At 64.3% G+C, this 17,810-nt stretch carries 16 protein-coding genes and 1 pseudogene; 14 read left to right on the forward strand and 3 right to left on the reverse strand.

Going from position 1 to position 17,810, the window contains the following annotated elements; all coding sequences use genetic code 11:
* Positions 1-151 precede the first annotated feature (151 nt).
* The 3 genes and pseudogenes from B0G74_RS08885 to B0G74_RS08895 all read left to right on the forward strand — a co-directional run.
* Positions 152-1,558 carry a selenium-binding protein SBP56-related protein gene (locus tag B0G74_RS08885; RefSeq protein WP_132374454.1) on the forward strand — a complete coding sequence of 469 codons (1,407 nt, stop codon included), beginning with the start codon at positions 152-154 and terminating at the stop codon, positions 1,556-1,558.
* Positions 1,555-2,238 (forward strand): hypothetical protein, encoded by a 684-nt coding sequence (locus B0G74_RS08890; protein ID WP_132374455.1) that lies wholly within the window; start codon positions 1,555-1,557, stop codon positions 2,236-2,238. The genes B0G74_RS08885 and B0G74_RS08890 overlap by 4 nt, the downstream gene beginning before the upstream one ends.
* A gap of 6 nt (positions 2,239-2,244) precedes the next feature.
* Positions 2,245-3,027, forward strand: a pseudogene (locus tag B0G74_RS08895) (helix-turn-helix domain-containing protein); the annotation flags it as partial.
* A 36-nt stretch (positions 3,028-3,063) separates the two neighbouring features.
* On the opposite strand, the gene B0G74_RS08900 reads toward B0G74_RS08895, so the two are convergent.
* The 3 genes from B0G74_RS08900 to B0G74_RS08910 form a co-directional block, all read right to left on the reverse strand.
* Positions 3,064-3,441, reverse strand: a complete 378-nt coding sequence (locus B0G74_RS08900; RefSeq protein WP_132374456.1) for a DUF1090 domain-containing protein — start codon at positions 3,439-3,441, stop codon at positions 3,064-3,066.
* Between the two features lie 320 nt (positions 3,442-3,761).
* The gene (locus tag B0G74_RS08905; protein WP_132374457.1) at positions 3,762-4,211 is read right to left on the reverse strand and encodes an ester cyclase; all 450 of its coding nucleotides are present in this window, start codon (positions 4,209-4,211) and stop codon (positions 3,762-3,764) included.
* Between the two features lie 10 nt (positions 4,212-4,221).
* Positions 4,222-4,479 carry a hypothetical protein gene (locus B0G74_RS08910; protein WP_132374458.1) on the reverse strand — a complete coding sequence of 86 codons (258 nt, stop codon included), beginning with the start codon at positions 4,477-4,479 and terminating at the stop codon, positions 4,222-4,224.
* 172 nt (positions 4,480-4,651) lie between these two features.
* Here B0G74_RS08910 and B0G74_RS08915 point away from each other — a divergent pair, with 172 nt between their 5' ends.
* From B0G74_RS08915 to tssI, 11 genes are all read left to right on the forward strand, one after another.
* Positions 4,652-5,407: a superoxide dismutase gene (locus B0G74_RS08915; RefSeq protein ID WP_132374459.1), complete on the forward strand. Its 756-nt coding sequence runs from the start codon at positions 4,652-4,654 to the stop codon at positions 5,405-5,407.
* A 51-nt stretch (positions 5,408-5,458) separates the two neighbouring features.
* Positions 5,459-5,962 carry a DUF3455 domain-containing protein gene (locus B0G74_RS08920; RefSeq protein WP_132374460.1) on the forward strand — a complete coding sequence of 168 codons (504 nt, stop codon included), beginning with the start codon at positions 5,459-5,461 and terminating at the stop codon, positions 5,960-5,962.
* Positions 5,963-6,121: 159 nt separating this feature from the next.
* Positions 6,122-7,162, forward strand: a complete 1,041-nt coding sequence (gene tssA, locus B0G74_RS08925; RefSeq protein ID WP_132374461.1) for a type VI secretion system protein TssA — start codon at positions 6,122-6,124, stop codon at positions 7,160-7,162.
* A gap of 47 nt (positions 7,163-7,209) precedes the next feature.
* On the forward strand, positions 7,210-7,731 hold the full coding sequence (gene tssB, locus B0G74_RS08930) for a type VI secretion system contractile sheath small subunit (protein WP_132374462.1): 522 nt from the start codon (positions 7,210-7,212) through the stop codon (positions 7,729-7,731).
* Positions 7,732-7,741: 10 nt separating this feature from the next.
* Positions 7,742-9,259, forward strand: a complete 1,518-nt coding sequence (gene tssC / locus B0G74_RS08935; protein WP_132374463.1) for a type VI secretion system contractile sheath large subunit — start codon at positions 7,742-7,744, stop codon at positions 9,257-9,259.
* Between the two features lie 53 nt (positions 9,260-9,312).
* On the forward strand, positions 9,313-9,804 hold the full coding sequence (locus B0G74_RS08940) for a type VI secretion system tube protein Hcp (RefSeq protein ID WP_132374464.1): 492 nt from the start codon (positions 9,313-9,315) through the stop codon (positions 9,802-9,804).
* Positions 9,805-9,810: 6 nt separating this feature from the next.
* Positions 9,811-10,317, forward strand: a complete 507-nt coding sequence (gene tssE, locus B0G74_RS08945; RefSeq protein ID WP_132374465.1) for a type VI secretion system baseplate subunit TssE — start codon at positions 9,811-9,813, stop codon at positions 10,315-10,317.
* Positions 10,318-10,366: 49 nt separating this feature from the next.
* A complete protein-coding gene (tssF, locus tag B0G74_RS08950; protein WP_132374466.1) occupies positions 10,367-12,220 on the forward strand; it encodes a type VI secretion system baseplate subunit TssF in 1,854 nt (617 codons plus the stop codon).
* On the forward strand, positions 12,205-13,233 hold the full coding sequence (tssG, locus tag B0G74_RS08955; RefSeq protein WP_132374467.1) for a type VI secretion system baseplate subunit TssG: 1,029 nt from the start codon (positions 12,205-12,207) through the stop codon (positions 13,231-13,233). The genes tssF and tssG overlap by 16 nt, the downstream gene beginning before the upstream one ends.
* 4 nt (positions 13,234-13,237) lie before the next feature.
* Positions 13,238-15,841 carry a type VI secretion system ATPase TssH gene (tssH, locus tag B0G74_RS08960; protein WP_132374468.1) on the forward strand — a complete coding sequence of 868 codons (2,604 nt, stop codon included), beginning with the start codon at positions 13,238-13,240 and terminating at the stop codon, positions 15,839-15,841.
* Positions 15,828-17,804 (forward strand): type VI secretion system tip protein TssI/VgrG, encoded by a 1,977-nt coding sequence (gene tssI, locus B0G74_RS08965; protein ID WP_132374469.1) that lies wholly within the window; start codon positions 15,828-15,830, stop codon positions 17,802-17,804. Before tssH ends, tssI begins: the two co-directional genes overlap by 14 nt.
* Positions 17,805-17,810: the final 6 nt, after the last annotated feature.

Raw genomic sequence — 17,810 nt, forward strand, 5'->3', positions numbered from 1 at the left:
CTACAAATCTAAGGGTGCGCCACGGTTCGCCACCATCGGGCCGTGCTTCTCATTGACACACGATGTTTCGTAACAAGGCAAGCGGCCCGTCCGTGACGGTGAATACGCAAAAGCCCTGGCCCCGAATCAGATAAACAAGGAGACTCCCGCCATGGGTATACGCCCAGATCCCACGTTCCATGCATCACCGAAACTCGCGATGGATGCGCCCGCGGAGGAGTACGCCTACACCGTGCTTCTCAGCCCCGATTTCTCGCAGCCCGACGCGCTCGCCGTCATCGACGTGAAGCCCGGTTCGCCCACTTACAGCCAGGTGGTTCACACCGTGCCGGTGCCGTACAAGGGGGACGAATTCCATCATTTCGGCTGGAATGCCTGTTCGTCGTCGCTCTCGCCGCTGACCGGCCACGCATTCCTCGAGCGACGCTATCTGATCATTCCGGGCATGCGTTCTTCACGCATTTACATCGTCGACACCCATCCGCATCCGACCCAGGCGAAGATTTACAAGATCATCGAGCCCGAGGAGATTTTCCGCAAAACGGGCTACTCGCGCCCGCACACGGTTCACTGCGGGCCGGAAGGGATTTACGTCAGCACGCTCGGCGGCGCAGGCAAAGATGGCACCGACGGGCCGCCGGGCATCTTCATCATGGACTGCGAAACGTTCGAGGTGCTCGGCCGCTGGGAGATCGACCGCGGGATGCAGGAGAAGCACTACGATTTCTGGTGGAACCTGCCGCGCGACTATATGGTGTCGAGCGAATGGGCGTTGCCGCCGCAATTCGAGAACGGCATCGTCCCCGAGGATCTGCTGTCGAACCAATACGGGCACCGCATCCACTTCTGGGACTTGCGGGGCCGGCGCAACGTGCAGACGCTCGACCTCGGCGCGAACCATCAGATGGCGCTAGAAGTGCGGCCCGCGCACGATCCAAGCCGGGAGTACGGCTTCATCGGGGTCGTGGTCGATACGACGAATCTGGAAGGGTCGATCTGGACGTGGTGGCGCGAGGGGGGCGAGTTTCACATCGAGAAGACCGCCACCATTCCGCCCGAACCCGCCGCCACCGAACAGTTGCCGCCTCTGCTGCAGGGTTTCGGCGCGGTGCCGCCGCTCGTCACCGACATCGATCTCTCCATCGACGACAAATTCCTCTATGTCGCCTGTTGGGGCACCGGTGAGATGCGCCAGTACGACGTGACGGAGCCGCGCAAGCCGAAGCTCACGGGATCGGTCCACATCGGCGGGATCGTGCGGCGCACGCCGCATCCGAACGGCAAGACCTTTGCGGGTGGTCCGCAGATGGTGGAGATCAGCCGCGACGGCAAGCGGGTCTACTGGACCAACTCGCTCTATTCGACCTGGGACAACCAGTTCTATCCGGACGGCGTGCCGGGTGCGCAGGTCATGGCGCGGGCCGAACCCGGCGGGGGGCTCGCGTTGGCCGACGACTATTGGGTGTCGTTCCCAGACGGATACCGGGCCCACCAGATCCGGCTCGAAGGCGGAGACTGCTCGACCGATTCGTTCTGTTACCCGTCGGTGGGCGTTTGATCGGGGGAGGCTGGTCGCAGACCGGCCTGTGGTTGGCCATTCTGGCGAGCGGTCTCTATCACGGTATCAACCCGGCGATGGGATGGCCGCTCGCCGTATCGAGCGGCTTGATGGAGCGGCGCGCGCGGGCGCTGTTCAGCGCGCTCGTCTATCTTGCGGTTGGACACGTGCTGGCGGTGTTATTGGTGATGCTGCCGTTTGCCATGCTGACCATCCTGCTTGCCTGGCAGCGCGAGATCCAGATCGGCGCCAGCGTGCTCGTGATCGGCTTCGGCGTTGTCCTGCTGATCCGGCGACGTCATCCGCGTGTCCTCGTACGGATTCCGCCGTCCCGGCTCGCGCTGTGGTCGTTCGCCGTTGCCATTGCGCACGGTGCGGGATTGATGCTCGTACCGATTTACCTCGGACTGTGCAGCGCTTACGACATGGATCGAGGACATCGGGCCGCGCAGACCCTGATCGAAGCGAATCTGGGGATGGCGCTGCTTGTCTCGGGTGTGCATGCATGCGCGATGATGATTGCCGGTGGGCTTCTGGCCTGGCTGGTCTACCGCTACCTGGGGTTGAAGTTCGTGTCGCGGAGCTGGTTCAATCTGGATGCGGTCTGGGCGTTGAGTCTTGTCCTGGTTGGCGCGCTCTCGTTGGCGCTTAATGCCGCGGTGGTCAGCGGCGAGGTGTGATCGGGCACGCGGCCGCTTGGCGGGCGCATGGCGATCGACACGTGGATCGCCGCGGGCGTCAACAACCCGCTCACCGCGCCGCCGTCCGCCGAAGTGCTCGAGTTCCTGCGCAAGGCGGCGATGCGCGCGCGGCGCATCGCGGGCATCTGCACAGGTGGTTTCGTACTGGCCGAAGCAGGGCTGCTCGCGAACCGGCGCGCGACCACGCATTGGGCGTATGCCCGCGAGATGATGGGCCGGTTTCCGGACATCCAGCTCGACGAAGATCGCATCTACGTGGTCGATGGCCCGATCTGGACCTCGGCCGGCATGACTGCTGGACTCGATCTCGCACTCGGGATGGTCGAGAAGGACCTCGGCGCCGATATCGCGCGTTCAGTCGCGCACAAGCTGGTGATGCATCAGCGGCGCTCGGGTGGCCAGTCGCAGCATTCGGAAATGCTCGATCTCGCACCCAGGTCCGACCGCATCCAGGACGCGCTCAACTATGCGCGCAAGCATCTCAGCCGGCCGCTCACCGTCGAGGAACTCGCGAGTCAGGCGCACCTAAGCCCGCGGCAGTTCAGCCGGGTGTTCACCCTGGAGACGGGACAGTCGCCTGCCAAGGCGATCGAGGGGCTGCGGCTCGAAGCCGCGCGGTTGATGATCGAAAAGAGCCGGCACTCGCTGGAGGTGATCGCGAAAGAGACGGGGTTTCGCGATCGCCGGCATATGCGCGAAATGTTCATGCGCGGGTTTGGCGTGCCGCCGCGGGAGATGCGGCGTGAGGCCAGGCCGGGTGAGCGATAAGACGACTACTCTGTAGACGGTGCCGAGCATGTCGGCTTACTGCGATGCTTCCAGCTGCACCCGTTCAAGCTCCGCATGCGCCTCATCGACCTTGCGTTGCCGCTCGGCGATTTTCTTCGCGCTCTTGCCGTTGGCCTTCGCTTCCTGCAGGTCGTGCTCGCGTTCAGCCAGTTTCTTTTGCGACGCGGCCACCTTGCGTTGCGCCTCGCTGCGCAGCACGGCATCCGTGCAGTTCGCGTTCATTTGGGCGAGGGCGGTTTCCAGACCATCGACGCGCTTCGCATTGCTGTGCGTTTGCGCGTAGGCGATTTCTTTTTCTATCGAACTGCGCTTCGCATCGCAGCCGTTTGTTTGAGCAGAACAGACCATCGGATAGACAACCATGCCGAGCAGAACCTTGACCGCCGTTTTCATGAGAGACCTCACAATCGTGGTTGGTTGTTCTTCCATCGTGCGTTTTGCAGCGATGCTGGAGCCGACGTTTCAGCTTGAACAGTGACTTTTCGGCCGACCAGTCTATCCTTCTTGCACGGCTCATGGGTTTGCTTGTTGCCGGTGGCAGACTTTAGCTGGTTGATCGGACTTTGATGGCGTTACGGCGCAGTCAATCGAAGCAAAGGTCAACGTCGTCGCGTTGAATGACTGCGCCGCAAACTCAAGGTTGACATTCACGGTCGACGCCCGTTATCGGCACACGGCGACGTCGAGAGATACCGGCAGCGCCGCGTCTTCGATCACACTGGCTTGATGAGTCCGAGTTGCTGCAGGGCGGTGACGCCATCGTCCAGGCCGATTTCTTCAACGATCATGCCGTCCTTGAGCCGCAACACGGTGGTGCCCGTAAAGCGCATGGTCCGGCCGGTGGCCGCAGGCAACGAGCCGACGAGGAAATCGCGGAATGCCGGACCGGTATGCGTGCCGCCACCCTCCCAACGGCCCACGACATAGTCCCCTTCGGCAATGAGATCGGCCGCGCCCCAGAAGTTGAGGTCGGGGAACGCTTCGCGGAAACCGGTCATGAAGGCCTTGATGTCTTCGCGGCCACGGCGCGGCTCGTGCAGCGAGTATTGAAGAAGCATGTCAGGAGCGGCGAGTTCGTCGACGATGCCGAGGTTGCAGGTCTTGCCCCAGAAATCGGCAAACCAGCGGCCTACGACGGCCTTGTTGTCATCTTCTTTGGACATGGTGAATTCCTCATTGACTGTGGTTGAACGAGGAAAACGCAATCGCTTCCCTCTGCCTGAACAATATGGGCGCCAGCAGTCGGCCGCCTTCCGTTTCTTGCTGCAATACTCGCGTTGCGCGCAATTCCAGCTGAGCATTGGACAGGGGATAACGGATGCGCCTATCCATCGACACGCGTGCCGGCCGCAGTCGAAACGGGCGCCCTCCGACCGTCGTAATTTTTTCGTAGGGATTCGACCATTTTTCAATGGTCATTCTCGCTTTCATCGCATCTCCGGCTGGCGGTTTCTTCACGTGCAAGGAATAGTCAGGTAACGGCTGTTATCCCGCCGGCAGCCGCGCGCGGAGATTTCAAAGCGGCGTGGAATAGATCGCAATGACGAGGTGTTGTGTCAGCAGACCGGGTGAACTGGTCGCCCACACAACAACAGGTTCAAACATGCTCAACTCCTTCATTTCCCGGCGGCGTCTGATGGCGGCGGGGTCCATGGCCTCATTTGGCGTGCTGTTCTCGAAGCTTGCGACCGGCGCGACCACTCCCGACGCCGAGCCCGCGGCCAGCATGGCGACGAGTGTCGTTCCGGCATTTCTCGGCTCGTCGCCGCAAACGCTGCCGCCCCTGCCATGGGCCGACAATGCGCTCGAACCGACCATTTCGGCGCGCACCATCGGCATTCATCACGGCAAGCACCACCGGGCGTATTTCGACAATCTGCACAAGCTCCTTGCCGGCACGCCGCTCGAACAGGCATCGCTCGAGCAGGTCATCATGCAGTCGCATGACCAGCCCGCGCTCGCCGACGTCTTCAACAACGCCGCGCAAGCATGGAACCACAACTTCTACTGGAACTCGCTGAGCCCGGCGCCGAGCGCGCCGAGCGCGAAGCTTCAGGCGGCGATCGTGCGCAAGTTCGGTTCCGTCGATGCGCTCGGCAAGACGCTCGTCGCGACTTCGGCCTCGCAGTTCGGCAGTGGCTGGGGGTGGCTCGTGCTCGATCGCGGGGAACTCGCGGTCGTCAAGACGAGCAACGCGGAAACGCCGTTCACGCGCGGACTCGTGCCGCTGCTCACCGTCGATGTATGGGAGCACGCGTACTACCTGGACTATCAGAACCGCCGGCCGGACTATCTCGTTGCAACGGTCTCGCGTCACCTGAACTGGGCGTTCGCCTCGGCCAATCTCGACCGTGTCTGACGAGGGGCGGTTGCAGGCTTTCATCGTATCGGGTCAACAAGGAGCATCGCCATGATTCGCTTGTCACGCAGAACGCGCCATTCGATCAGCGCCGGATGGTTGTTGGCGGTAGTCGGCACGTCAGCCGGCGCCGCGCCGATCGACCCACCCGATGCGCGAGCGCTCCTGAGCGCGACCGCATCCGGCGTGCAGATTTACTCGTGTGAATACGATGCGAAGCACACGCTCGGCTGGGTGTTCCGCAGTCCGCGCGCCACGTTGTTTGACTCCAGCGGGACCGCGGTGATCGAGCATTCGGCGGGACCGTCCTGGGAAGCTCGCGACGGCAGCCGGATCGTGGGCCATGTTCTCGCGCAGATGCCGAGCGACACGCCGAACGGCGTGCCGCAGCTCCTGCTGGAAACACGTTCGACGGGCGCGCAGGGCATGTTGAGCGAGGTGCGCTACGTGCAACGCACGATGACCGCAGGCGGCGCGGCGCCAACAGCGCCTTGCACCGTCGAACACGCGGCGGGCAACTCGCCGTACATCGCCACTTACACTTTTTTCAAGTAGCAAGCGGCGGAAGACGTTGGCCCCTCGCGCATGATGACCGGTCAAATTAATTCGGATTACTACAGTTGAAAAGTCGATGGAATAGAGAGACCGTTCGCGTGTTTTCTGAAGCAGGAGGCAAATGAACGGACCGCCTGGTTTCAACGCACAACGCAGACCATGAAAACTGAATTCATCGCTCATCAGGATTGGACGGAATGGCTGGACACGCTGTCGCATGAAGCGCCGTGCGGCCCTGATCTCGAATACGACCCGCGATTTCGCGAACTCGAGGAAGCCGTCGGCGGACGTCCTGAAGCGGAATATGGCGCCACGCTCGTCGCCGCCGTACCGCCCGACTGGGCGGCGGCGGACGCCTTGTGCGTCGAGTTGATGGCGCGCACGCGAGACCTGCGTGTGGTCGCGTGGCTTGCGCGAGCGCGGCTTGCTCACGAGGGTATTGCCGGGCTCGCGGATGGCCTCGCGCTCGCCGCGGCGCTTCTCAATCGCAACTGGGATCACGTCCATCCGCAACTCGACGCGAGCGACGGCAACGATCCCACCGTGCGGATCAACGCACTCGCCGCATTCGTGGATGCAGCCGGTCTGCTCGCCGATCTCATGGATTGCCGGCTCGTGCCGCATGACGTGCCTGTCACCTTGCGCGAGTGGTCGTATGCGAATGGCGAGACCGTTGCCCCCGACAACCGTGGGGTCATGAGCCTTGCGGAGATCGAAGCGGCCACGGCCTCGTCGCCGGAAGCGGCGCTGCGCGCGAAGACCGCATCCGACATGGCGCTCGCCAACGCCGAGGCGCTCGAACGCGTGTTGACGGAGCGCGTGGGCGTGACGCAGGCGCTCGAACTGCACGCGCTCAAGACCTTGCTTCGCCGGGCGGGAGCACTGCTGGGCGGATGCCTGAAGGAGCAGGGCATTGCGGCGGAGCCAGCCGCGCCGGCGGACGATCGTGCAACCGAAACGAGGTCCGCGGGGGCCGGTGACGTTATCTCGAGCCGCGCCGACGTCGCCGCGACGCTGGACCGCCTGTGCGCGTATTACGCCAGGCACGAGCCCGCGAGCCCGGTGCCGCTTCTGCTCGCACGTGCGCGCGGCCTGATCGACAAGTCGTTCGTCGATCTGCTCAAGGAACTCGCGCCGGAAGGGCTCGCGCAATTGACTCAGGTGATTGGAACGGCGGCCGCCGATTTGCCGGCCACCTGATTCGAATCGCGCCGCATCACATTGTTTTCATTGAGGAGGATCACAGGATGGCCAAGGAAAGCAGTCAGAAGTTCATTGCGCGCAATCGTGCGCCGCGCGTGCAGATCGAATACGACGTCGAAGTGTATGGCTCGGAGAAGAAGGTCAATCTGCCTTTCGTGATGGGCGTGCTGTCGGACCTGTCGGGTCAGCCGCAGGAGCCGCTGCCGCCGGTTACCGAGCGCAAGTTCGTCGAGATCGATATCGACAACTTCGACGAGCGGCTGCGCTCGATGAAGCCGCGCGTCGCGATGCACGTCGACAACACGCTGACGGGCGAAGGAAAGATCGGCGTGGACATGACCTTCGAGAGCATGGACGACTTCTCGCCGGCTGCGATCGCCCGCAAGGTCGAGCCGCTCGCGAAGCTGCTCGAGGCGCGCAGCCAGCTGCAGAACCTGCTTACCTACATGGATGGCAAGACCGACGCCGAAAAACTCGTCGGCCAGCTGCTCGAAGACCCGGCGCTGTTGAGCGCGCTCGCCGCCGCGCCCAAGCCGCAAACGAGCCAAACCGACGATTCGGAATAAAGGAGCCACGATGGCAGATACCAACCTGGAGCAATCCACGAGCACGCAGCAGCCGGCCGAGCAGCAGGTCGACGACACCAGTTCATCCGGCGAGTTTCAGAAGCTGCTGCAAAAGGCGTTTCGCCCGCGCACCGACAAGGCCCGCGAGGCCGTCGAGAACGCGGTGCGCACGCTGGCGGAGCAGGCATTGCTCGACACCCAGCGCGTGTCGGACGATGCGCTTGCGAGCATCGAATCGCTGATTGCGAAAATCGATGAAAAGCTCAGCGCGCAGATCAACGTGATCCTGCACACCGATCAATTCCAGAAGCTGGAGAGCGCATGGCGCGGCCTGCACTATCTGGTCACGAATACGGAAAGCGACGAAAGCCTGAAGCTGCGGGTAATGAACATCTCGAAGTCCGATCTGCATCGCTCGTTGCGCAAATACAAAGGCGTGGCGTGGGATCAGAGCCCGCTCTTCAAGAAGCTCTACGAAGAGGAGTACGGCCAGTTCGGCGGCGAGCCATACGGCGCGCTGGTGGCGGACTACTACTTCGACAATAGCAGCCCCGATGTCGATTTTCTGACCCAGATGGGCAAGATCTCCGCGGCGGCGCATGCGCCGTTCATCGCGGGCGCGGACCCTGCGGTGATGCTGATGGATTCCTGGCAGGAGCTGGCGAATCCGCGCGATCTGACGAAGATTTTCCAGACGCCCGAGCACGCCGCATGGCGCTCGCTGCGCGACTCCGAAGATTCACGCTATATCGGCCTCGCCATGCCGCGCTTTCTTGCGCGCCTGCCGTATGGGGCCAAGACGAGCCCGGTCGAGGAATTCGACTTCGAGGAAGACACCGCCGGCACCGATGCGTCCCGGTACGCGTGGTCGAATGCGGCGTACGCGATGGCGGTCAACATCAATCGGTCTTTCAAGACCTATGGCTGGTGCTCGCGCATTCGCGGCATCGAGTCGGGCGGTGCGGTGGAGAACTTGCCGGTGCATGCGTTTCCCACCGATGACGGCGGCGTCGACATGAAATGCCCGACCGAAATAGCAATCAGCGACCGCCGCGAAGCGGAGTTGGCGAAGAACGGCTTCATGCCGCTGGTTCACAAGAAGAACTCGGATTTTGCGGCCTTTATCGGCGCGCAGTCGCTGAACAAGCCGATCGAGTATGAAGATCCAGATGCGACCGCCAACGCGAATCTGGCCGCGCGGCTGCCTTACCTGTTCGCATGCAGCCGTTTCGCGCATTACCTCAAGTGCATCGCGCGCGACAAGGTCGGCAGCTTCAAGGAAAAGGACGATATGCAGCGCTGGCTGCAGGACTGGATTCTTCAGTACGTCGATGGCGACCCCGCGAACTCGTCCGAAGAGACCAAGGCCCGTCGTCCGCTCGCGGCGGCGGAAGTCGTGGTCGAGGAGGTCGAGGGCAATCCGGGTTACTACACGTCGAAATTCTTTCTGCGTCCGCACTATCAGCTCGAAGGGCTGACCGTGTCGCTGCGGCTCGTCTCGAAGCTGCCGTCGGCCAAAGCCGCCTGACGCACACGAGTACACGATTCTTTTCACCGCAGTCATCTACATAGGGATACACCATGGCAGTCGATATTTTTCTGGATCTGGGCACCGTCAAGGGCGAATCGCTCGATTCCACGCATAAGGACGAAATCGATGTGCTCTCGTGGAGCTGGGGTCTCTCCCAGTCCGGCACGATGCACCTCGGCACGGGCGGCGGAGGCGGCAAGGTGGCGGTCCACGATCTGTCGGTTACCAAGTACACCGACCGGGCCACGCCGTCGATCATCACGGCCTGTTCGACCGGCAAGCATTTCCCCACCGGCAAGCTCACCGTGCGCAAGGCCGGCGGCACGAAGCCGCTCGAGTACTACACGATCGAAATGGAGAAGGTGCTGGTGACGAACTACTCGACCGGCGGCTCGGATGGCGAGGACCGCTTCACCGAAACCGTGACGCTCAACTTCGAGAAGTTCCATGTGACCTATCAGCAGCAGGACCCGACCTCGGGCTCGGCGCTCGGCGGGGTCGTCGAGAGCAAGTGGAACATCCCGGCGAACGCGACGGCGTAAGCGGCTATGCGCCTGAAAAACGCCGAACGTGTGCAGCCTTCGCTGCTGGAGAGGCTGACCGATCACGAGCCCGATGCCACGCGCGAAGTGCGCGAGCATCGGTCGAGTTCGGCGCGCTCGCTGCGCCGCAACGTCATGCGCGATCTCGGCTGGCTGCTCAATGCGCAGGGTATCGCGTCGTCGCAGGACGTCGCCCGCTATCCGGGCGTCGCGGAGTCGGTGCTGAATTTCGGCTTTTCCGACCTCGCGGGCAAGAGCGCGTCGAATGTCGATGTCGCGCGGATCGAACGCCTGATGGCCGATGCGATCCGCGCGTTCGAACCACGCATTCTGCCGGGCACGCTGCGCGTTCGCGCGATCCAGAGGGGCGAAACGAGTGGCCAGCACAACGCGATTGCGTTCATCGTCGAAGGCGATCTTCACGCGCATCCCGTGCCGGAGCGTCTGTATCTGCGCACGGAACTCGACCTCGAAGCGGGCAAGGTCGACGTCTCGGAAGGACCGCGCGCGTGACCCCGCCGGCGCGTCGTTGCATCGAAGCCATACCAGGAAATCCCACGCCATGAACCCGGACCTGATTCAGTACTACAGCGAGGAGCTTCAGCACGTCCGCGAGATGGGCGGCGAGTTCGCGAAGGCGTTTCCGAAGATCGCGAGCCGGCTCGGGCTGGAAGGCTTCGAGTGCGCCGATCCCTACGTGGAGCGGCTGCTGGAAGGCTTCGGCTTTCTCGCCGCGCGCGTGCAGATGAAGATCGCCGCCGAGTTCCCGCGTTTCACGGAGCATCTGGCCGAGCTGGTCTACCCGCATTACCTCGCGCCCACGCCGGCAATGACGATCGTCGAAATGCAGCCCGACATGACGCATCCCGCGCTTGCCGACGGCGTGGCGATTCCGCGCGGCACGGCGCTGTTCGGCAGGCTCGACGGCGAGCGCTCCACGCGTTGCGAATTCCGCACCGCGCACGCGCTCACGCTGTCTCCAATCGAACTCGTCGAGGCGCGTCTCTTTACGCACAGCGGCACGCTGCCCGGTGTCGACGCAAGGCTGCCGCAGGGCGTGAAGGCCGGCCTGCGCCTCAAGCTGCGCGCGCTGAACAAGCTGAAATTCAGCGACCTTGCATTCGATCATCTGCCGATCCATCTGCGCGGCGGCGACGGTCTGGCCGCGCGGCTATATGAATTGCTGCTGGGCTCGGCGCTCGGCGTGGCGCTGCCCGATGCGGTATTGCCGCCCTCGGCCCTGCGCCCCCTCGGATTCTCCGACGACGAAGCCTTGTTGCCCGTGAGCGAGCAGTCGTTTCCCGGCTATCGCTTGCTGCAGGAGTATTTTGCGTTCGCGCAACGCTTCATGTTCATCGGCATCGACGGCTTGCGCCTGCATTTGCAGCGCTGTGAGCGCGATGAAATCGAGTTGATCGTGCTGCTGTCGAAGATCGACCCGGCGCTCGAACAGATCGTCGACGAGGCCAATTTCGCGCTGCATTGCACGCCCGCGATCAATCTGTTCGCGCGTCGCACCGATCGCATTCCGGTCACGGGTGAACAATTCGAGCACCACGTCGTGGTGGATCGCACGCGCCCGCGGGACTTCGAGGTGTACCGGGTGGAAAGCGTCACCGGCTATCGGTCGGGCGGCGGCGGACCGATCGAGTTTCAGCCGTTCTATCGTGCACGCGATCTGGGAAGCGACGAGCCGGGACACGCCTTCTATCAGGTACGGCGCGAAAAGCGGCTGCTTCCCGCGCAGCGGGACGAGCGTGGCGCCCGCTCGTCCTATACCGGCAGCGAAACCTGGCTCGCGCTGGTCGATACGCGCGAGGCGCCGTATCCGGCGGACCTTCAGCAACTGGGTTTGAGCGTGCTGTGCACGAATCGCGACCTGACGCTGAGCATGCCGCGCGGGCAGGGCGAGACGGACTTCACGCTCGAACTCGAGGCGCCCGTGTCGAGCGTGCGATGCATCGGCGGGCCCAGCCGTCCGCTGCCGTCGTATGCGGAAGGGCCGGTTGCCTGGCGTCTGCTGAGCCATCTGTCGCTCAACTATGCGTCGCTCGTGGACGATGCCGACGGCAGCGGCGCGCGCGCCATGCGCGATCTCCTCGGACTGTACGCGCCCACCGGCGACAGCGCCGCGGCACGACAGATCGACGGCTTGCGCTCCATCCGCTCGGCGCCGGTCACGCGGCGCTTGCCTTCGCGAGGGCCGATCGTGTTCGGCCGCGGCCTCGCGATCGAGGTGCTGCTCGACGAAAGCGGCTTTGAAGGCGCGGGCGCATTCCTGTTCGGCGCGGTGCTCGCGCGGTTTTTCACGCAGTACGTGTCGATGAACTCGTTCACCGAAACGATCGTGTCCAGTGTGACGCGCGGTGAACTCATGCGCTGGGCGCCAGGGAGCGGGCAATGCCGGACGCTCTGACCTTGCTCGATCGTTTCTCCGCCGATGCGAACCGCTTCGACTTCTTTCAGGCGGTACGTCTCGTCGAATGTGCGTATCCGGGCTTGCCGCGCGTCGGTTCGTCGCTGCGTCCGCGCGAAGATGCCGTGCGCTTCGGACAGGAGCCCGAGCTGATTTTCTTCCCGACCACGCTGCGCCATTTCGCGACCGCGGGCGAGGCTGCGCCGAAACTCGTCGTGAATTTCCTGGGCTTGCTCGGACCGAATGGCCCGATGCCGACGCACCTGACCGAATACGTGCGTGACCGCGCGCGCAATGCCGGCGATCCTACTTTCGCGCGCTTTCTCGACGTGTTTCATCATCGGATCGCGTCGTTGTTCTACCGCGCGTGGGCGGTGGCGCAGCCGGTCGTGAGCCTCGATCGCGACAACGGCGACCGTTTTTCCGCTTATGTGGGCACGACCTTCGGTCTCGGCGAGCCCGCGCTGCGCAAGCGCGACAGCGTGCCCGATTTCGCCAAGCTGCACTTCGCCGGACTGCTTGCCGGCGGCACGCGGCACGCCGCGGGTTTGCGGCTCGTCCTGGCGCGTTTCTTCGGTCTGCCGGTCGACGTGCGCGAAAACGTCGGCCACTGGATGAATTTGCCCGCGCATTCGATGAGCCGTCTGGGCACACGCGACGAGAGCGCACGACTGGGTGTCGGCACGATGCTCGGCGCGCGCATCTTCGACCGGCAACACAAGTTTCGCGTGGTGCTCGGGCCGCTCTCCATGCGCGATTATCAGCGCTTCCTTCCGGGTGGCGCGAGCCTCGTGAGCCTGACCGACTGGGTGCGTCTCTACGTGCGCGATCCGCTCGACTGGGACGTCAATCTCCAGTTGCGTCAATCCGAAGTGCCGCGCCTCGCGCTCGGCCGCCGTCAGCGTCTGGGCTACACCACCTGGCTGCATGCTCGCGCGGCGACCGCCGACGCAAGGCAACTGATGCTCAAACCACCCACCTCACACTCCACTTCACATCGCGCAAAGGACTAGTTCAATGGCAGACATCAGCCGCGCCGTCATGTTCGGCAAACTCGACACGCTCAGCTTTCGCGCAATGGAAAGCGCAACCACGTTCTGCCGGCTGCGCGGCAATCCGTATGTGGAGTTCGTGCACTGGCTGCATCAGTTGTTGCAGTTGCCGGATTCGGACCTGCATCGCGTGATCCGGCATTTCGACGTCGAGACCGCCGTGCTCGCGCGCGATTTGACCGATGCGCTCGATCGTCTGCCGCGCGGCTCGACGTCGATCACGGATATCTCGTCGCAGATGGAGGAGGCCGTCGAGCGCGGCTGGGTCTACGGCTCGCTGCTGTTCGACGCGCAAAAGGTCCGCAGCGCGCATGTGCTGATCGGGGCCTTGCAGACGCCCGCATTGCGTAATGCGCTGCGCGGCATCTCGCGCGAATTCGATCGTGTGAAGGTCGACGAACTCGCCGACGATTTCGCCAGCGTGCTCGACGGTTCGCCCGAAGCGGCACTGGAGGAGCCCGCCGCGACGCGCACGTTGGACACGCCACCCGGCACGCAGGACGCGTTGCAGCGCTTCACGCTCGACCTGACGGAACAGGCGCGCGCGGGCAAGCTCGATCCGATCGTCGGCCGCGACGACGAGATTCGTCAGGTGATCGACATTCTCATGCGCCGCCGGCAGAACAATCCGCTGCTGGCGGGCGAGGCCGGTGTGGGCAAGACGGCGGTGGTGGAAGGTCTCGCGCATCGGATCGTGGCGGGCGACGTGCCGCCCGCGCTGCGCGACGTGACGCTGCGCACGCTCGATGTCGCGCTGCTCCAGGCCGGCGCGGGCATGAAGGGCGAGTTCGAGGCGCGCTTGCGCCAGGTGCTGGAGGAAGTGCAGTCGGCCGAGCGAGCGGTGATTCTCTTCATCGACGAAGCCCACACGTTGATCGGCGCGGGCGGCGCGGCCGGCACGGGCGACGCCGCGAACCTGCTGAAGCCGGCGCTCGCGCGCGGCAGCGTGCGCACGATCGCGGCGACGACATGGTCGGAGTATCGGCGGCACATCGAAAAGGATCCGGCGCTCACGCGGCGCTTCCAGGTCGTGCAGGTCCGCGAGCCCGACGAGGCGCGCGCGGTCACGATGATGCGCGGCATCGCGCTTGCGCTGGAGGCGCATCACGGCGTGCAGATTCTCGACGAGGCCGTCGAGGCGGCCGTGCGGCTTTCGCATCGGTATCTTCCGGCGCGGCAGTTGCCCGACAAGTCCGTGAGCCTGCTCGATACAGCATGCGCCCGCGTCGCGGTCAGCCAGCACGCCACGCCGCCGGAAGTGGACGACGCCCGCAAGCGCATCGACGCGCTGAACACGGAACTCGAAGTGATCGCGCGCGAAAGTGCGATTGGTATCGACACGACGGCGCGTCATGAGGCGGCATCGGCTGCGTTGCAGCGCGAAACGGAGCGCCTCGCCGAACTTGATGCGCGCTGGCGCATCGAGCGCGAGATGGTGAAGGACATTCTCGCGCGCCGCGCCCAGCTTCGCGATGGCGCGCCCGAGGCCGATCTCGCCGCGCTGCGCGAGCAGCAGGCGCGCCTCGCGCAGCATCAAGGCGACGCGCCGCTGATTCTGCCGGGCGTCGATCGTCACGCGGTCGCGGCGGTCGTGCAGGACTGGACGGGCGTGCCCGTGCTGAACATGCTGAAGAACGAAATAGGCAACGTGTTGCGGCTGAACGAACTGCTCGACGGCCGCATCATCGGCCAGCAGCATGCGACGCAGATGATCGCCCGGCGCGTGCAGACCTCCCGCGCGGGGTTGGACAATCCGGACAAGCCCGTGGGCGTATTCCTGCTCGCCGGCACGTCCGGCGTCGGCAAGACCGAGACCGCGCTGGCGCTGGCCGAGGTGTTGTACGGCGGCGAGCAGAATCTGATCACGATCAACATGAGCGAGTACCAGGAGGCACACACGGTCTCGCTATTGAAAGGCGCGCCGCCCGGCTATGTCGGTTTCGGCGAGGGCGGCGTGCTCACCGAAGCCGTGCGCCGCCGCCCGCATAGCGTCGTGTTGCTCGATGAAGTCGAGAAGGCGCATCCCGACGTCCACGAACTGTTCTTTCAGGTCTTCGACAAAGGCCGGATGGAGGACAGCGAAGGCCGTTCCATCGACTTTCGCAACACGCTGATCCTGTTGACCACCAATGCGGGCACCGACTGCATTGCCGAACTGTGCCGCGATCCGAACGATTGGCCGCCGCTGGACGTCATCGAACAGGAACTGCACGCCCAATTGCTGCACACGTTCCCGCCCGCGTTGCTCGGGCGCATGGTGACGATCCCGTATTACCCGCTCTCCGACGACATGCTGCGCGCGATCATCCGCCTGCAACTCGGGCGCGTGGCCGACCGCGTGACGCGCACGCACCAGGTGCCGTTCACCTACGACGAAGCGGTCATCGCGCAGATTGCGCTGCGGTGCACGCGCCTCGAAAGCGGCGGCCGCATGATCGACGCGATTCTCACCAACAGTGTGCTGCCGCGCATCAGCACTGAGTTCCTGACACGCGTGATGGACGGCCACTCGCTCGCGCGCGTTCACGTCGGCGTCGAGCAAGAGGAGTTCACCTATGCCTTCGACTAGCACGCGCCACGTGCGCATGCAGTGCGCGCCGCTCGGCGACGAGGCCATCTTCCTGCGGATGTCCGCGAGCGAAGCCCTGGGCCGCCTGAGCCGTTTCGAGCTGGTGTTCCTGAGCACGCGCAACGATATCGACCCCGGCACGGTGCTGGGCGAGAACCTGTCCGTCACGCTCGACTATCCGGCCGGCGGCGAGCGCCAGTTCAACGGCATCGTGACGACGCTGCGTCTGATCGCGCCAGGCGACACCACCCACAACCGCATGGCGCGCTACGACGCCGTCGTGCACCCGCGGCTCTGGCTGCTCACGCAGGCGTCGCACCGGCGGTTCTTCTATCAGCGCACGGTCCCGCAGATCGTCACGCAGGTGCTGGAGTCGTTCGACATCGACTTTCGCAATGCCTGTACGGCGAGCTATCCGGCGCTCGAGCATTGCGTGCAGTACCGGGAGACCGATTTCGATTTCGTCAACCGGCTTCTGGAGCGCGAAGGCATCCACTATTTCTTCGAGCATGCGGGCGGCAAGCACACACTCGTACTCACGGATTCGAGCGCCGAGCATCGGCCGATCGCGCACTACGAGTCGATTCCGTTTCAGGCCTGGGATACGCCCGAGCAGGATGAAGAATGCGTGTACCGCTGGATGTCGGGCGCGACGCTGCAGACCGGCCGCTACGAAGTGAACGACTACGACTTCGAGAAGGCCTCGGTCAGCAACAGCGAAGGGATGGTCGCGCGCGCGACGCGCAGCGCGCCCTTCGATCCGCCGCGCTATCTGATGCAGGAGCACCTGACGGGGCACGTCAAGGCGGGCGATGGAGAACGGCTTGCCCGCGTCAACGTCGAGATTCATCAGGCGCAGAACGATGCCATCGAAGGGCGCTCCACGTCGCGCGGCATGGCGGCGGGCGGACTGTTCCGGCTGCGGGATCATCCGGGCAGCGCGCAGAACCGGCAGTACCTCGTGATCGAGAATCGCGCGGAAATCGTCTCCGACGCGTATGTGTCGACAAGCGATTCCACGCTGCCCATTTTCGATTGCAGCTTCCGCGCGATTCGCAGCGACAACACGTTCCGCACGCCGAAGACCACACCGGTCCCGAACGTGGGCGGCCCGCAGACGGCTGTCGTGATCGGTCCGCCGGGCGAGGAGATTCTCACGGACCAGTACGGCCGTGTGAAGGTGCAGTTTCACTGGGAGCAGCTCACTCAGCCGGACGGCGCGAACCGGCTCGACCGGTGCTGGGTGCGCGTCGCGCAAAGCTGGGCGAACCGGCGCTGGGGCGCGATGTTCCTGCCGCGCGTCGGGCAGGAGGTGCTGGTCGAGTTTATCGAGGGCGATCCGGACCGACCGGTCATCACGGGCGCGGTCTACAACTCGACGAACATGCCGCCCTACGAGTTGCCGACCGGGAGCGCGGTATCGACGATGAAGAGCCAGTCCACCAAGGGCGGCAATGGCTACAACGAGGTGCGCTTCGACGACCGCAAGGGCGACGAACAGTTGTTCTTCCACGCCGAGCGCGATCACGAGACCTGGGTCCGGCACGACGCGCTGATGAACGTATCCGGCGAGCGCCACGTGCGCATCGATGGCAACGAATTCCGCGAGACGCGCGGCACGCGCAACGACGCGGTGCGCGGCAGCAGCAAGTCCAGCGTGCTCGGCAGCGTGTCGGCCGCGACCATGACCACGCACAACCAGTTCGTCGGCGAAGCCTATGCGCTCAACGCGGGCGTGGCGGTGCAGATCAAGGCGGGCGTGGCGGTCGAGATCGAGTCGAGCGCGACCATCGCGCTGCGAGCCGGGGCGTCGTACATCCTCATCGGTCCCGAAACGATCGAGATGTCGAGCTTCCCGATTCCGCTCGGCCCCGGCGTGCCCCCTGTGCCGCTCACGACACCGCCGCCGCCGCCCACGCCGCCGCGCGACGCTGACGACGGCACGCGCAAGGTCCGCAAATAGGAGAAC

This window comes from Paraburkholderia sp. BL9I2N2, from assembly GCF_004339745.1.
Classification (GTDB): Bacteria; Pseudomonadota; Gammaproteobacteria; order Burkholderiales; family Burkholderiaceae; genus Paraburkholderia.

Excerpts from the sequence above, each read along its gene's own strand:
- tssA (WP_132374461.1), top strand. The coding sequence starts at position 6,122 with ATGAAAACTGAATTCATCGCTCATCAGGATTGGACGGAATGGCTGGAC.
- B0G74_RS08900 (WP_132374456.1), bottom strand. The coding sequence starts at position 3,441 with ATGAAAACGGCGGTCAAGGTTCTGCTCGGCATGGTTGTCTATCCGATG.
- tssB (WP_132374462.1), top strand. The coding sequence starts at position 7,210 with ATGGCCAAGGAAAGCAGTCAGAAGTTCATTGCGCGCAATCGTGCGCCG.
- tssF (WP_132374466.1), top strand. The coding sequence starts at position 10,367 with ATGAACCCGGACCTGATTCAGTACTACAGCGAGGAGCTTCAGCACGTC.
- tssE (WP_132374465.1), top strand. The coding sequence starts at position 9,811 with ATGCGCCTGAAAAACGCCGAACGTGTGCAGCCTTCGCTGCTGGAGAGG.
- B0G74_RS08940 (WP_132374464.1), top strand. The coding sequence starts at position 9,313 with ATGGCAGTCGATATTTTTCTGGATCTGGGCACCGTCAAGGGCGAATCG.
- B0G74_RS08910 (WP_132374458.1), bottom strand. The coding sequence starts at position 4,479 with ATGAAAGCGAGAATGACCATTGAAAAATGGTCGAATCCCTACGAAAAA.
- tssG (WP_132374467.1), top strand. The coding sequence starts at position 12,205 with ATGCCGGACGCTCTGACCTTGCTCGATCGTTTCTCCGCCGATGCGAAC.
- tssH (WP_132374468.1), top strand. The coding sequence starts at position 13,238 with ATGGCAGACATCAGCCGCGCCGTCATGTTCGGCAAACTCGACACGCTC.
- B0G74_RS08905 (WP_132374457.1), bottom strand. The coding sequence starts at position 4,211 with ATGTCCAAAGAAGATGACAACAAGGCCGTCGTAGGCCGCTGGTTTGCC.
- tssI (WP_132374469.1), top strand. The coding sequence starts at position 15,828 with ATGCCTTCGACTAGCACGCGCCACGTGCGCATGCAGTGCGCGCCGCTC.
- B0G74_RS08885 (WP_132374454.1), top strand. The coding sequence starts at position 152 with ATGGGTATACGCCCAGATCCCACGTTCCATGCATCACCGAAACTCGCG.
- B0G74_RS08915 (WP_132374459.1), top strand. The coding sequence starts at position 4,652 with ATGCTCAACTCCTTCATTTCCCGGCGGCGTCTGATGGCGGCGGGGTCC.
- B0G74_RS08920 (WP_132374460.1), top strand. The coding sequence starts at position 5,459 with ATGATTCGCTTGTCACGCAGAACGCGCCATTCGATCAGCGCCGGATGG.
- tssC (WP_132374463.1), top strand. The coding sequence starts at position 7,742 with ATGGCAGATACCAACCTGGAGCAATCCACGAGCACGCAGCAGCCGGCC.